Source organism: Bacteroidota bacterium, assembly GCA_016721765.1.
Taxonomy (GTDB): domain Bacteria; phylum Bacteroidota; class Bacteroidia; order UBA4408; family UBA4408; genus UBA4408.
The window spans coordinates 723758-737372 of record JADKHO010000004.1 but is presented as its reverse complement, the minus strand read 5'-3'; the positions used below and the strand labels follow the sequence as shown (position 1 = coordinate 737372).

General features: G+C 39.0%; 7 protein-coding genes. All 7 read left to right on the top strand.

What is annotated here, in order from left to right:
• Window positions 1–102: 102 nt before the first annotated feature.
• The 7 genes from IPP32_17190 to IPP32_17160 all read left to right on the top strand — a co-directional run bounded on the left by IPP32_17190 (window position 103) and on the right by IPP32_17160 (window position 13530).
• Window positions 103–3771, top strand: coding sequence for a T9SS type A sorting domain-containing protein (locus IPP32_17190; GenBank protein ID MBL0049819.1), 3669 nt, complete (start codon window positions 103–105; stop codon window positions 3769–3771).
• A gap of 410 nt (window positions 3772–4181) precedes the next feature.
• Window positions 4182–4781, top strand: coding sequence for a hypothetical protein (locus tag IPP32_17185; protein MBL0049818.1), 600 nt, complete (start codon window positions 4182–4184; stop codon window positions 4779–4781).
• Window positions 4778–6265, top strand: a complete 1488-nt coding sequence (locus tag IPP32_17180; protein ID MBL0049817.1) for a T9SS type A sorting domain-containing protein — start codon at window positions 4778–4780, stop codon at window positions 6263–6265. The genes IPP32_17185 and IPP32_17180 overlap by 4 nt, the downstream gene beginning before the upstream one ends.
• 324 nt (window positions 6266–6589) lie before the next feature.
• A complete protein-coding gene (locus IPP32_17175; protein ID MBL0049816.1) occupies window positions 6590–9286 on the top strand; it encodes a D-alanine--D-alanine ligase in 2697 nt (898 codons plus the stop codon).
• Between the two features lie 99 nt (window positions 9287–9385).
• The gene (locus IPP32_17170) at window positions 9386–10189 is read left to right on the top strand and encodes a PASTA domain-containing protein (protein ID MBL0049815.1); all 804 of its coding nucleotides are present in this window, start codon (window positions 9386–9388) and stop codon (window positions 10187–10189) included.
• Window positions 10182–12452 (top strand): T9SS type A sorting domain-containing protein, encoded by a 2271-nt coding sequence (locus IPP32_17165; protein MBL0049814.1) that lies wholly within the window; start codon window positions 10182–10184, stop codon window positions 12450–12452. The genes IPP32_17170 and IPP32_17165 overlap by 8 nt, the downstream gene beginning before the upstream one ends.
• 25 nt (window positions 12453–12477) lie before the next feature.
• Window positions 12478–13530, top strand: a complete 1053-nt coding sequence (locus IPP32_17160; GenBank protein ID MBL0049813.1) for an RluA family pseudouridine synthase — start codon at window positions 12478–12480, stop codon at window positions 13528–13530.
• The last annotated feature ends 85 nt before the right edge of the window (window positions 13531–13615 follow it).

Sequence of the window (13615 nt, the reverse complement as noted above, 5' to 3'; positions counted from 1 at the left end):
GAAAAAAAATACGAATTCAGTTATGAAACAAATCCGACTGAGATAAAAATACGTAATTTCAACTAGTTCAATTTTGTTTTTGATTACTAACACACAATTCCTATGAAAAAAACAACTACTCAACACTTACTCACCGGCGTTGTTGCATTCTTATGCACAACTTCTGTTTTTGCTCAATTAAGCTTTTCCACTGCACCAAATGTTGCAGTTGGTTCTCAACCTTATGCCATTGCCAAAAGTGATTTCAACACCGATGGTAAAATGGATTTGGCCGTTGTGAATTCTTCCAATGCTAATGTTTCGGTACTTCTTGGTTCCGGTACTGGAAGTTTTGCCACGCAAGTAACATATGCTGTCGGCACGCAGCCGGAAGGGGTTGCTGTCGGTGACTTTAATGGCGATTCAAAACCGGATATTGTTACTGCTAATTTTTTAAGTGACAACATTTCATTTTTAAGTGGAACAGGCAGTGGAACTTTTAATGCTGCTGTTAGTTTTGCAACAGGTACTCGACCGGCGTTTGTTGCAACGGGCGATTTTAATGGTGATGGCAACTTGGATGTAGTTAGCGCAAACAGCACTGCCAATAACCTTTCGGTATTGCTTGGAAATGGCTTAGGTTCTTTTTCGGCAGCCGTAAATTATGCTACCGGAACCCAACCTATTCATGTGCTGGTGTATGATTTTAACGGGGATACTTTTTTAGATTTAGTAAGTTGCAATACGACATCAAATAATTTTTCCATTTTATTGGGAACCGGTACCGGAACATTTGGCGCTGCTTCTAATGTTGCTACACTTGCCGGCCCATTTTCTGGCGCTGCAGCGGATGTGAACGGTGATTTAAATATCGATTTAATAATTGTGTGTTCTACCGCCGCAAAAGCTTCGGTTATGCTTGGCAATGGCAATGGAACATTTGGCGCTGCCACTAATTTTGATGTTGGTACAGCACCCACCGGAATTGATATTGCGGATGCAAATGCAGATGGAAAATTGGATTTAGCAGTAACTAATTATAGCAGTAATTCGCTTTCTCTTTTATTTGGAAATGGATTAGGCTCTTTTACCGAACAACCGAGATATTCCACAGGAGCAAATCCCTTTCGCGTAATTTCACATGATTTTAATGCCGATTCGAAATTGGATTATGCAATCGTGAATTATGCCAGCGGATCTGTTTCGATGATGTTGGGTGCCACCGCAGGAAAGTTAGTAGCAGCACCAAATTATAAAGGTGCACAAGGTACTTTAGATTTAGAATCTGCTGATTTTAATGGCGATTCTAAATTGGATGTAGTGACTTGTAATTTCGATAATAACAGCGTTTCCTTCCTGGCCGGTGATGGATTAGGTGGTTTTGGAACCAATTCGAATTTTGCTGTCGGCACCAATCCATTTGCTATTGCTGTGGCCGATTTTAACGGTGATACCAAAATGGACGTTGTGGTAACTAATTCAGGAAGCAATACCTTATCACTGCTGATTGGTAATGGAGCAGGCTCCTTTGCTGCCGCAGTGAATTTTGCAACTGGTAATTTCCCTACCGGTATTGTTACAGGTGATTTTAATGGCGATTTAGCTGCGGATGTTGTAGTGACAAATTATTCTGACAATACATTTTCTTTTTATGCCGGTAATGGCTTGGGTTCGTTTGCAGCACGTGTAAATTTTTCTACCGCCTTGGGCCCTAACAGTGTTACTAAAGGTGATTTTAATAACGATACCTTTTTAGATATTGCCACCGCTAATTACGATGCCGGAAATGTATCGGTGCGCCTAGGTAATGGAGCTGGTTCTTTTGGCGCTGTTACTAATTTTGCAGTGGGTACTTTTACCTATGACATTAGCACTGCTGATTTTAATGCCGATGGAAATGCCGATATTACAGTTGCCAATAGCGGATCAAATAATATGTCGGTGCTGATTGGAAATGGTGCCGGTTCATTTGCTTCAACGGTGAATTACAGTACCGGTATTTTACCCTATAGCGTTACTACAGCCGATTATGATTTAGATGGCTATGCCGACATTGCTGTTGCCAATGCTACTTCAGCTACCGTTTCGGTATTTATTAATAATCAGGATGGAACTTTCGCAACTGCAGTAAATCAATTTTCGGGTGTGGGTTCTTCCGGAATTGTGAGCGCATTGGTTAACGCCGATTCAAAAAGTGATTTATTAGTTGCTAATTATAACAACAGTAATTTTACGGTTTTATTAAATACCAGTATTAATTACATTACCTCCTTAACCTTAGGTTCATGTGGCACTACTTTAGGAACATTGTATGATCAAATTTTTATTACAACTATTCCCGGTGCTACTGATTATAGATATAAAGTAGTGAATGTTGGCTTGAGTTTTAACAACACATTTAACCGTAATCAACCGGCAAATGATTTTCGTATGATGTGGGCTCCGGGAGTGCTGTTTGGAAATACTTATAAAGTTTCAATTTCTGCTAAAGTGGGTGGTCTTTGGTATTCCTACGGACCAATTTGCAATGTAACTCTTGGTCCATTCCCTACAACACAACTCAGTGTGGGCTCCTGTAACAGTATTATAACCGATTTAAATACACAACTTTTTAGCGATGTAATTCATGGTGCCAACGATTATGAATACCGCATTGTGAATGTTGCACAAGCTTATGATCACAACTGGAGAAGAATGAATTCCAATCGCGATTATCGCTTAGTGTGGGCGCACGATAATAGTATTCCTACCTTATTGTATGGGTATACGTACGATGTACAAGTGCGTGCCCTGGTGGGTCGAACACAAACACTGCCGGGTGTTTGGGGAACTTTTGGCCCGGTTTGTACAGTTACCGTTGGTGCTACTCCGGCTACTCAATTGGTAGTACCAACATCATGTAATACAAGTGTAACAAGCCTCTCCGATCAAATTTTTAGTGTACCAGTGCCGGGTGCAAGTAACTATCAATACCGTATTTCCAATGTTGGTCAAGGTTTATCCACTGTGGTTTACCGAAACTCAGGGAATACCGATTATCGCTTGAGTTGGGTACCGACTGTTGGAGGAAATGGAATACGCTATTCCACAACCTACGATGTGGAAGTTAGTCCAAAAATTGGAAACGCTTTTGGAGCCTATGGCGCAGTGTGCACCGTTACTACTCCTGCTACACCGCTCACTTCCTTGCAACCTGCTTATTGTAGCAGCTATTTGCTTCCTACTTTTAGTTCAAATGTTTTTGTAACAGCAGTACCGGGAGCATCTATGTACAGCTACCATGTTACCGGACCGGCAGGCTACAATAAAACCTTCTATAATTTTAACTCCAATACCATGTGGCAATTTTCAAGAACCTATGGATGTTGCGGCGTGCAAAATATGCTTCCCAGTACTACGTACTCCGTTGCGGTAGCTTCAAATACCGGAGGAGTATGGAGCGCCGAAGGGCCTGCCTGCACAGTTGTTACACCTGCAGTTATTCCGCGTTATTCAGATGCTGAAATTAATAACTTAGCTGAGGAGCAAACGGGTGTAGAATTAAACATCTTGGCAAACCCATGTAAAGGAAATGAAGTGTCGTTGAGTTTTAGTGGATTAATGAATGGTCCAACAGAAATTGCTTTGCGCATTTTTGACTTACAAGGTAAACTGGTTTATCAAGCAAAAATTGAAGCGGGCAGCGAAAGCACAGCGAACATTAAACCTGAGCTTACATTCGCTTCAGGAATTTATACGGTGGAAGCACAGGTAAACAATACACAAGTGCATAAAAAATTGGTGGTGGAGTAAAATCTAAATAATTAGCATAAAAAATCCTCTCGAATTCGAGGGGATTTTTTTTTATCCTCGCACAACTATTTTTCCTCAAGCATTTTTTCCATTATCATTAGTTATTTGATAAAAGAAACATTGCAAGTTCATTTGCATATAGTTTGGATTTAGCAGAAATAAGTTTCGTAAAAAAATTATTTTGATAAGACATTATCTAGAAAATAAGAATCAATTAGAGGTATCAACTTACCGCCGTTTTTGCTGCAAAAGTTTTAAACAATAAATTCCACTTTGCGCACGAAGCTAGCTCCTCAGCAAGAATCCAATGAATGTAATTACTTTCCAATGAGTGATAAAAACTTATTAATTGGTAAGGATTTATTAATCGATTAGTCCGATATTTGTTTTTATCGCTAAAAATTCCAAATATGAAAAAAAATAGTTTTCTTATTATATTTTCCATACTCCTATGTTGCAGTGAGATTAAGGCTCAAATGGCTACCTTGCTAAAGGATATTAATTTGGGAACCGGGTCAGGTATTAATGCGGCTAACGATTTTAGCTATTCTGTCGGAAACATTACCTATTTTGTTGCTACGGATAACGGAACAACCTACGAACTGTGGAAAACCGATGGCACCACTGCGGGAACCATAAAACTTACCAACCAAGGTGGGACTTCCAATGGAATTGGACAATGGAATGCTGTAAATGGTAAATATGTTTTTTCGATGAGTAATTCCAATACAGTTGGAAGAGAGCTCTATGTAACAGATGGAACGCTTGCCGGAACAAGTTTATTAAGTAATATAAATGCCGGAGCGGGTTCTGGTATAAATACTTCCATTGATTTCAGTTACTCAAATGGTAGCACTATGTATTTTGTAGCAACAAACAATGGAACAACCTATGAACTATGGAAAACCGATGGCACCACCGCGGGAACCATAAAACTTACCAACCAAGGTGGGACTTCCAATGGAATTGGACAATGGAATGCTGTAAATGGTAAATATGTTTTTCGATGAGTAATTCCAATACAGTTGGAAGAGAGCTCTATGTAACAGATGGAACGCTTGCCGGAACAAGTTTATTAAGTAATATAAATGCCGGAGCGGGTTCTGGTATAAATACTTCCATTGATTTCAGTTACTCAAATGGTAGCACTATGTATTTTGTAGCAACAAACAATGGAACAACCTATGAACTATGGAAAACCGATGGCACCACCGCGGGAACCATAAAACTTACCAACCAAGGTGGGACTTCCAATGGAATTGGACAATGGAATGCTGTAAATGGTAAATATGTTTTTTCGATGAGTAATTCCAATACAGTTGGAAGAGAGCTCTATGTAACAGATGGAACGCTTGCCGGAACAAGTTTATTAAGTAATATAAATGCCGGAGCGGGTTCTGGTATAAATACTTCCATTGATTTCAGTTACTCAAATGGTAGCACTATGTATTTTGTAGCAACAAACAATGGAACAACCTATGAACTATGGAAAACCGATGGCACCACCGCGGGAACCATAAAACTTACCAACCAAGGTGGGACTTCCAATGGAATTGGACAATGGAATGCTGTAAATGGTAAATATGTTTTTTCGATGAGTAATTCCAATACAGTTGGAAGAGAGCTCTATGTAACAGATGGAACGCTTGCCGGAACAAGTTTATTAAGTAATATAAATGCCGGAGCGGGTTCTGGTATAAATACTTCCATTGATTTCAGTTACTCAAATGGTAGCACTATGTATTTTGTAGCAACAAACAATGGAACAACCTATGAACTATGGAAAACCGATGGCACCACCGCGGGAACCATAAAACTTACCAACCAAGGTGGGACTTCCAATGGAATTGGACAATGGAATGAAGTAAATGGAAAGTTTGTTTTTTCGATGAGTAATTCCAGTACCGTTGGAAGAGAGCTCTATGTAACAGATGGAACGCTTGCCGGAACAAGTTTTTTAAGTAATATAAATGCCGGAACGGGTTCTGGTATAAATACTGCCAATGATTTCAGTTATTCAAACGGAAGCACAATGTTTTTTGTTGCTACCAACAATGGAACCAATTATGAGCTTTGGAAAACCGATGGAACAGCAATAGGGACGGTAAAGGCATCAAACATTGGAGGAACTTCCAATGGAATTGGACAGTGGAATTTAGTGAATGGAAATTATATATTTTCAATGTCCAATCCGGGAACTTATGGGCGTGAATTATGGGTGCTTACAGGTATTGCAACAATGTCTGAGGAACTGAAAGATCCTTTTGGTTGGTTTCCTTACCCCAATCCTTTCAACGATAAACTATATATCAGAACCGAAAAATCTTTACAGAATGAAGTATACAAAATATCAGACAACTCCGGAAGAAATGTTTTAAGTGGATACATTTCTGATAACGAAAATAGTATTCAGGTAAATACACTTTCAAGTGGACTTTATTTTTTAGAATTAGGTGAACCACGCAAACAAACCTTTAAGGTGGTTAAGCAATAACTTATCTTTTTTTATTTTCTGCACCACACAGTGCCCACGAAGCCTAGCTTTGTGGGTTTTTTATTTATAGGACTATTAGAAGCAACTTATTTCATTTTGTTTTTTGAAACAGGAAGCATTTGCACTCCAAAGGAATACTTCCCTGCAAGCATACGGATTTGCAGAGAAGCTTTTTTGATTGAACTTTTTCGCACACAGCTAAGTAACTATTTCATTATTTTCAATTAAACTTTAGTTTGATTAAAGCCCTTTTTACCCGCAAAATTTACAACTTGAAAATCCCTTCACATTAATTATCTTTACACGTTTTTTTACCCTATGAAGATAAGAACAGCAATCGTTTTTGGTGGATTCAGCAAGGAGCGCGAAATTTCCTTTGCCGGCGGCCGTACCGTATATGATAATTTAAACAAGGCACTTTTTGAGCCGGTTCCTTTGTTTGTTGATAGTTTTGGGAATTTTATACTCCTTAATTGGGAGTTTGTGTACAAAGGCAGCATACGTGATTTTTATCCTCCCGCAAGCCATATCCCAGCAACTTCAGGCGAATTTCAAATTTATGCCGAAAGCTTGGGTGATTTAACTTTAAAGGAACAGGAGCAATTGATTGATACCCTCGGGGTACGCATCGAACCAAAAGAGTTTAAACAGTATTTCGATTTCGCTTTTTTGTGTTTGCATGGCCCTTATGGGGAAGATGGAAAAGTGCAGGAATTGCTTCAATCGGTGGATATCCCATATTCGGGCTCCGGAATTGAGCCATCAAAAATTGGAATCGATAAAGCGCTACAAAAGCAATTAATGCAAGCAGCCGGATTTGCAAGTCCTGATTTTTTTGTGATTGATAGAGCGGATTGGCTCAAAGGAAAGCAGCACGAATACTACGAAAAAGCAAAATCGCAGATTCATTTTCCTTGTGTGATTAAGGCATCTACACAAGGCTCTTCAATTGGAGTAAGTATTATGAATGCTGCCAATGAAGCGGAGTTTAGAAAGGCAGTCAACAAAAGCTTTTTCATTCATGAAATCGATTTTAACGATTGGGGCAAACTCAATGATTGGGATAAATCCGAATTTATTCACAGCCTTAGCGATATCCGCGAAGGCATAGGTATTCCTGTAAAAATTGGAGAAGTAAAAATATACCATCCGGCTGATTTGATAGAGTATCTTAACACACACCTAAACGAAGGCGAAAACTTACGCATCGAGTCGCTTGATGCAGATGAGCGAGTGGTGGTGGAAGGATTTATTGAAGGACGTGAGTTTAGTTGTATTGTGCTACAAAACGAAATGGGTGCTAGCGGAAAAGCAGCAATTGCACTTCCTCCAACCGAAATAAAAAAGGGGAAAGAATTATTCGATTACCGTAGTAAGTACTTGCCGGGCTTGTCGCGCAAGATAACACCCATTGATTTACCGGATGCACAAATCGAAAAAATAAGAAGCGGATGTGAAAAATTATTTCATCACTTTAAGTTCGATGTGTATGCCCGTATTGATGGATTTATTAAAGCAGACGGTACTGTGTTTTTAAACGATCCCAATACCACTTCGGGTATGATGCCTTCTTCGTTTTTCTTTCATCAGGCAGCTGAAATCGGATTAAATCCTTCTCAATTTTTGACTTACATCATTCGCATTTCATTGCAACAACGCTTGTTGGACATGCCCGATAATAAAGCCATTCCAACCTTAATTCAAAATTTAGATGTATCCATCGCACGCGAAAAATCGGATGCTAGGCAAAAAATAAAGGTTGCGGTAATGTTAGGTGGCTTCAGCAGTGAGCGGCATATTTCGGTAGAAAGCGGAAGGAATATTTATGAAAAACTTTCCTCCTCCACAAAATATCAACCCATTCCGGTTTTTCTAACCGGCAATGAGCAGGAGCATTTGATGTATCAAATTCCAATAAATATTTTGCTGAAAGATAATGCCGACGATATTCGCGAGAAGATTGATCATTATTCCATTCATCCCATCATCAAAAAAATAATTGCCGAAAGTGCTGAACTAACAGAGAAATATTCCCAATCCGGAAATTTAGCCAAGCCACAAAGTTTAACTTATGATTCGCTTGCCACGGCGGTGGATGCTGTGTTTATTGCTTTGCATGGTCGCCCGGGCGAAGATGGTGCAGTGCAAAAACATCTCGAAAAAGTAGGATTACCCTATAACGGTTCAGATGCGATTAGTTCTTCTATTACTATCAATAAATACGAAACCAACGAACTGCTGCGAAAAAACAATCAATTGGTTGCAGCACATATGGTAGTGAAAGAGCAGGATTGGAAAGCAGATACCACAAAAGCGATTGCCACTATTTTAGGAAAAATTAAATTTCCACTCATAGCAAAACCGGTGGATGATGGCTGCAGCAGTGCAGTGCGAAAAATAAAATCGGAGACTGAATTAGTAGCGTTTGCCGATTTGATTTTCCGCAAAAGCGAAGCATTGGATGAAGCCAAGGCAGCCATTTTAAAAGTAAAGCCCAAGGAAGAGTTTCCAATTAAAACAGAATTTTTAGTAGAAGAACTCATCAGCAAAAACGGGGCTTCACACTTTTTAGAAATTACAGGTGGTATGCTCACTTCCTTTGATGCACAAGGCAATGTGTGTTACGAAGTATTTGAACCCAGCGAGGCCTTATCGGAAGGTGAAGTACTATCGTTGGAAGAAAAGTTTTTGGCCGGTCAAGGTCAAAATATTACTCCTGCACGCTTTTCAAAGGATACTACAGCACGTAAATTAATTTCACAGCAAGTAAGATCCGAATTAGAAAAGGCAGCGCGCTTGCTTAATATTAATGGTTATGCGCGCATCGATGCTTTTGTGCGGGTGTTTGAACAAAATAGGGTAGAGGTAATTTTTATTGAAGTAAACTCACTGCCCGGAATGACACCGGCAACTTGTATATTTCATCAGGCTGCCATTGACGGATTAAAGCCCTACGATTTTATTGATGGCATATTGAAATTTGCTTTTCAAAAGTTTGGGAAACGGGAATTGGTAAATTAGAAATTATGCATCCGTATTGAGGTTGAAATTTAAACACATAGGAACATAGAATCATAGGTTTCACATAGATTTAGAATAGGGAAACAAAAAACAAATTAGGTGATAGAATTTATAAAAAGTAAATTATTTTTAAAACATGCTGCTGCTGCACTCGCTGTGGTAGTGTTGGTATTGTGGGCTGCATTTAAGTTTATATCCACCTATACCTTGCATGGCAAAACCATTGAAGTACCCGATTTGAAAGGCCTTACGTTAAAAGCTGCAGCAAAAGCAATAGATGATAAGGAATTGCGTTATGTAATTGTGGATTCTATTTTTGATGAGGAAAATAAACCAGGAACGGTGGTGGAGCAAAATCCTTCAGCTAAATTTTTAGTGAAACAAAACCGTACGGTTTACTTAACAGTAAATGCATTTAACCCACCCAAAGTGCAAATGCCCAATTTAATTGATGTTTCTTTGCGCCAAGCTACTGCCATGTTAGAGACCTACGGATTAGAAGTTGGTAATTTAAAATACGTACCCGATTATGCATTTAATGCAGTATTGCATCAAACCTATAAAGGGCGTGATATTCAACCGGGAACTTCCATTCTTAAAAATTCGAAAATTGATTTAGTGTTAGGCGATGGCTTAAATGGCGAAAAAGTGCCTGTTCCCAGTTTAATAGGTTTAACACGAGATGCCGCTGAAAGCGCTGTGAAATCTGCTTCCTTAGAAGTAGGTGCTTTGGTGTATGATAAAACGGTGAAGGACACTACCCTCGCAAAAGTTTACAAACAAACACCTGCATTTTCAAGCAATGCCATGATAAATCCGGGAAGAAGCATTGATTTGTTTTTTACCCAAGATGAAACTAAAATAAGTATTCCAACCCAAGACACACTTGTTCCGAATGAATAAATTACGCAGTATTATTTTTACGCTCTTTTTGCTTTTTGCCTCCTTACAAGTACTTGCACAGGAAAGAGAATATGAACTTACCACTAATCCGGCACTGTTTACAAAACATCACTCCGATGCTCAATCCAAGATAAGTGCTATCGCTAAAAAAAGAATTATATTCACAAAGGATACGCTTTCAGTTGCGTTGCCATTTGTGGATGATTTTAGCAGCAACAAATTTACTTCTTACGATACTTCTAAATACAGTGGCCTTGCTAAAAGCGATTCACTGCATTATTCGTTTAAGATTAACGGATTTATTCCACCGGTGGATACCATTTATTACATTACCGACACGGCTTATACCTACTTTTATAACACTTCAATCAATTCAATAGATTCGATAAAACAGCCGCCGGTATTTAACCTCACGCTTTTCGATAACTTAAATAAACCTACACAAGCAACAGCTATTTTTGACGTGTGGAATCCATATTTTCGACCGGTTTACGATAGCGTTACGCACGTTCAGATTGATAGTAATTTGGTAAAATTATTCACAACCAAAGTGCTTGAAATCGACAGCATAACTTTTATCAATACGCACATTTATCCCAATCAAACTTTATGGTACGAGAATGAAGTTTTTGTTAATTCTACCTTCCCAATCAATCCGCCCAGTATTGGCGTAGCAACTTTCGATGGTTTGGATTCGACCGGGTATCCCTACAATTTTGCGAATCCTGTAGCTTATGGCTTAGCGGATAAACTTACTTCAAAGTACTTGGATTTAAATATACCTGTAGGCGCAAATGATAGTGTGGTATTGAGCTTTTTCTGTCAGCCTAAAGGACTTGGCAATTTTCCTGAATCAACCGACTCGCTGGTGTTGGATTTTAAAAAGCAGGATGGCACTTGGAGCCATGTATGGTCGTTGCCGGGGCGAAATTTAATTTATCCGGACACGGCATTTCAAAAAGTTAGTATTGCTTTAAAACAAGGTTCCACTTATTTATATAAAGGATTTCAGTTTCGTTTTAAAAATTATGCTACCCTTTCGGGAAATGTCGATCATTGGCATATAGATTATGTGACCTTAAATAAAATTGCTATAGCTCAAGATACTATTGTCCGCGACATTGCTTTTGTGTATCCGGCTCAATCGATGTTGAAAGATTTTCAGGCCATTCCCTATAGTCAGTTTGTGCCATCGATGATGAAAGCCAATGTGAAGAATACAATAGTGAATTTGAATAAAGTGACCGAAAATTTTCAATCCTACACCTATAAAGTTTCTGATAACGATGATAATTTGTGGTATAATTATCCCAATGCTGGTTCGCAAAACATTCCTTCTTATTTGAACGGATATTACAATTTTGCGCCACATACTTTTCCACCGGTAAACTTTGTTTTTCCGGATACTGATAGATGCCGTGATTTTATTATTACCCACAGTTTAGCAATTGCCGGTGTTCCGGGAACCGATCAAATAAACAGCAACGATACTGTGCGCTTTGTGCAGCATTTTAATGATTATTTTGCTTATGACGATGCTTCTGCCGAATCGGCTTATGGCGTGGTGCAGGCAGGTGGTCAAGCAGCATTAAAATTTACCTTGAATACAAGTGACACCATGAATGCGGTGTATATTTATTTTAATCCTTCGGTAGATAATGCCAGCAATAAATTTTTTCGTTTGCGCATTTGGAACGACATCGGGGGCGCTCCAGGAGCGGTTGTTTACGAGAGTACACAAAACTATTCGCCATCCTATGCGCACGTTATAAATGGTTTTATAAAATTTGATTTAGAAAATCCTGTTCCGCTTTCGGGTACTTTTTATGTGGGTTGGGTACAAAGTACAGCCAATGAATTAAATGTGGGTTTGGATAAGAATAACAACAATGGTGACAAGTTATATTTTAATATCGGCGGAGGTTGGAATCAATCCATCATCAATGGAAGTTTAATGCTGCATCCGGTTTTTAAATCCTGTCCATATTTATATATCGGCATACCCGAAAAAATAAAGACGGAAGTTGGAAGTATAAACCTGTATCCCAATCCGGCCAACGACCGTTTATTTATAAGCACCACAAATCCTTTTGATGCTGTGATTCAGCTGCGTGACTTAAGCGGTAAAATCGTATTAGCGTTAAGCCAAAGTACTTCACAAGGAATTGATATTTCAGAAATTAACGGAGGAATTTATTTTGTAAGTATCGAAAACAAAATGCTTCACACCTTCGTGAACAAAAAAATTGTGGTGATAAAATAGTCGCCCCAAAAATCCAAAAACTAAAATGCAAGAAGAACCGTTTGAAGAGCAGGAAGAACAGGAAGAACAAGACCTGTTTGAGCATTTTCGTTTTGATGTTGACAAAGGACAGGACCTGTTGCGCATTGATAAATTTTTGATGAACCGCATCGAAAATGCCACCCGCACCAAAATCCAGGCAGCAGCCGAAGCCGGAAATATTTTGGTGAATGCAAAACCAATAAAATCCAACTACAAGGTAAAGCCTTTTGATGTTATTACAATTGTATTAACTCATCCTCCGCGCGACCGTGAAATTAAACCCGAAAATATTCCACTCGATATTGTGTATGAAGATGAAGAAGTAGTAGTGGTAAATAAAGCTGCCAACATGGTAGTGCATCCCGGCTACGGTAACTATAGCGGAACAATGGTTAATGCTCTGATGTATCATTTTCAGCATTTGCCGCTCTTCAATTCACAAAACGCACGGCCCGGATTAGTGCATCGATTGGATAAGGATACCACCGGAATTATGGTGATGGCAAAAAATGAAATCGCGTTAAGCAAATTAGCCAAACAGTTTTTTGACCGCACTACCAAACGCACCTACAATGCGCTCGTATGGGGCGATTTTGCTGAGGATGAAGGAACCATAGAAGGCCATGTGGGAAGAAATTTAAAAGACCGCAAAATGATGCACGTTTTTCCGGAAGGTGATTTTGGAAAGCATGCCGTTACACATTATAAAGTACTCGAACGTTTCGGATATGTGACCTTGGTGGAATGTAGACTTGAAACCGGCCGCACACATCAAATACGGGTGCATTTTAAACACATTGGACATCCGCTATTTAACGATGAATTATACGGTGGTGCAAGAATTTTAAAAGGTACCACCTTTGCCAAATACAAACAATTTATCAATAATTGTTTTGAACTTATTCCGCGTCAAGCGCTGCATGCTAAATCGTTGGGCTTTGTGCATCCTACTACAAAAAAGGAATTGTTTTTTGATTCGGAATTACCGGCCGATATGCAGGCCGTATTATCCAAATGGCGCGTGTATGCCAGCAATAAGGAACTTAGTGAAGAATAGGTAGTGCTGTGCAAGTTTATAATACTTTATAACTGAAATAGAAGAATTATTAACTGAATTTTGAAACACAACTCGCACATAATTT